Origin of the sequence: Mesorhizobium sp. M7A.F.Ca.CA.004.04.2.1, assembly GCF_004022825.1 — a bacterium.
Lineage (GTDB): Bacteria > Pseudomonadota > Alphaproteobacteria > Rhizobiales > Rhizobiaceae > Mesorhizobium.
The window spans coordinates 1-626 of record NZ_RZPH01001664.1 but is presented as its reverse complement, the minus strand read 5'-3'; the positions used below and the strand labels follow the sequence as shown (position 1 = coordinate 626).

Here is a 626-nt window from a genome sequence, read left to right as displayed (position 1 = left end):
AGAAATTCCTCGATGCCATTCTGGGCGAGTTGCGCAACGCCGGCTTCGTCCAGAGCCGCAAAGGCAAGGAAGGCGGCTATCGCCTCGCCCGGCCGGCCTCCGAAATCAAGATCGGCCATGTCGTGCGCGTGCTGGATGGGCCGCTGGCGCCGATCCCTTGCGCCAGCCGCACGCAGTATCAGCGCTGCGAGGATTGCGACGAGGCGACCTGCCAGGTCCGCCACATGATGCTGGAGGTGCGGCAGGCGATCGCCGAAGTGCTGGACAATCGCAGCCTTGCCGCCATGCGCGACGCCGACAATGACGATTTTCCGGTTGAGCTGACGTCGCAGATATAACCACCCACTGCAAGCTGACCGCGCTCAGACAGATGAAGGAGGGAGTTCTCCAAATCCCGGGTTGCAAACACCCGAAATCACAGGAGAACCCCATACAGTTTGGCCTACCCGTTCACATTTGACGCAGCCTCGAATACAGCGCGTGCGGACGTCGTACCCGCTACATGCTCCGTACCCGCCACACCGAGGTCCATCCATCCTGCATTCACGGCCTCGTACATTTCTTCGGCAGGTCCGCTGTGGCCCCTCGGGATGCCGAATTGTTCGAGCGCTTCCGCCCACCCTGCA

The 626-nt window shown here is 62.0% G+C and carries 1 protein-coding gene; it reads left to right on the top strand.

Going from position 1 to position 626, the window contains the following annotated elements:
• Window positions 1-338 (top strand): Rrf2 family transcriptional regulator (locus tag EN893_RS36840; protein ID WP_164901540.1); only part of this gene is annotated, 338 nt, incomplete at its 5' end.
• Window positions 339-626: the final 288 nt, after the last annotated feature.